This is a genomic window from Actinomadura sp. NPDC048032 (genome assembly GCF_040653175.1).
GTDB classification, from domain to species: Bacteria; Actinomycetota; Actinomycetes; order Streptosporangiales; family Streptosporangiaceae; genus Spirillospora; species Spirillospora verrucosospora.
The window spans coordinates 1-1,310 of record NZ_JBEZJP010000803.1 but is presented as its reverse complement, the minus strand read 5'-3'; the positions used below and the strand labels follow the sequence as shown (position 1 = coordinate 1,310).

Genomic DNA, 1,310 nt, shown 5'->3' with positions numbered 1-1,310 from the left:
GCGTCTCGTCGCCCCGCGCCCGGCCCCGACAGGGAAGAGCCCGTGCCGGTCGAGGTGGGGAAGCACTCCCTCTCCGAACCAGTACAGCTCCTCCAGATGGGGATATCCGGACAGGACGAACTCGTCGATGCCGATGCCGGCGTACTCGGCGATCCGGTCGGCGACCTCGGACGCCGAGGGACCCGACGTCCTCCTCGTGGCCCAGCACGCCCGGACGGGCCATCTCCCCGCCACGCCCACCGCATGATCCGCCTGCTCCGCTCCCAGGCCGCCCGTCTGCGACCCGACGCGACGAGCACGCCGGATGCGGCCGCCGCCCGCCGAGTCGGCCCCCGCACACCGGTCGACGGGCGAGGAGGAGACCTCACGGTGCGACTCCTCACTACAACCCGAGTGGCCAGACATGTCACATGCGCTGGTAGGATTTTTCACCGGCAGCAAGAGGCGCGTCCATCGATGACGGCGAGCCGCCCACCGGAGGAGCGACAAGGTCATGACCGCCAAGCACGAGGCGCACGCCGGCATGGGGCAGTTCACCGCGGTGCAGCGCACGAGTCCGACCCAGCAGGTGCGCGAGCAGCTGCTCGCGGCCATCGAGCGCGGCGACATCCTCCCCGGGGCCCTGCTGCCCTCGGAGCGCGCCCTGTGCGAGACGTTCGGCGTCAGCCGGGTCAGCGTACGCGAGGCGCTGGCCGGCCTGGAGGCCATGAAGATCATTGAGATCCGGCACGGCCGCGGCGCGTTCGTCCGCAAGAGCATCAACGAGCAGTACGTCGAGCCGTTCGCCGCCTACCTCGAGCTGCACCGCGACGAGCTGATCGAGCTGAACAAGGTCCGCGGCGCCCTCGACGAGCTGGCCGCGGCCGAGGTCGCCGAGCACGGGACCGAGCAGGAGCTGGCCGAGATCGAGCGCGCCGAAGAGGCCTTCCGGACGGCCGCCGCCCAGGACAGGCCGAACCTGACCGAGGTGTCGCGGCTGGACGTGGAGTTCCACCTGTCCATCGCGCGGGCCACCGGCGGGAAGCTGCTGCCGCGCATGCTCGACGAGCTCAACAGCGTCATGACCGAGTCCCGTCCCGCCACGTTCTCGCGCGAGGGGCAGCTCGCCCGCTCGGTCCGCGACCACCGGGCCATCCTCACCGCGCTCAAGAACCGGGACGTGGCCCGCGCGCGCAAGGCCATGCAGAAGCACATGGCGGCCATCCGCGAATGGTACGAGGAGCTTCCCGGCAAGGGCTGAGCCCGTCCCCTCGCCCAGCAGGGCGTCGTAGACGTTGTCGACGAGAGTGACGATCTCGACCTCGTCCACC

The 1,310-nt window shown here is 70.8% G+C and carries 1 protein-coding gene and 1 pseudogene; one reads left to right on the top strand and one right to left on the bottom strand.

Translation table 11 applies throughout. The annotated features are described in order from the left end of the window. Nucleotides 1–177, bottom strand: a pseudogene (locus tag AB0C69_RS42350) (alkanesulfonate monooxygenase); the annotation flags it as partial. A gap of 316 nt (nt 178–493) precedes the next feature. Here AB0C69_RS42350 and AB0C69_RS42345 point away from each other — a divergent pair. Beyond that, nucleotides 494–1,240, top strand: coding sequence for a FadR/GntR family transcriptional regulator (locus AB0C69_RS42345; protein WP_360362613.1), 747 nt, complete (start codon nt 494–496; stop codon nt 1,238–1,240). The last annotated feature ends 70 nt before the right edge of the window (nt 1,241–1,310 follow it).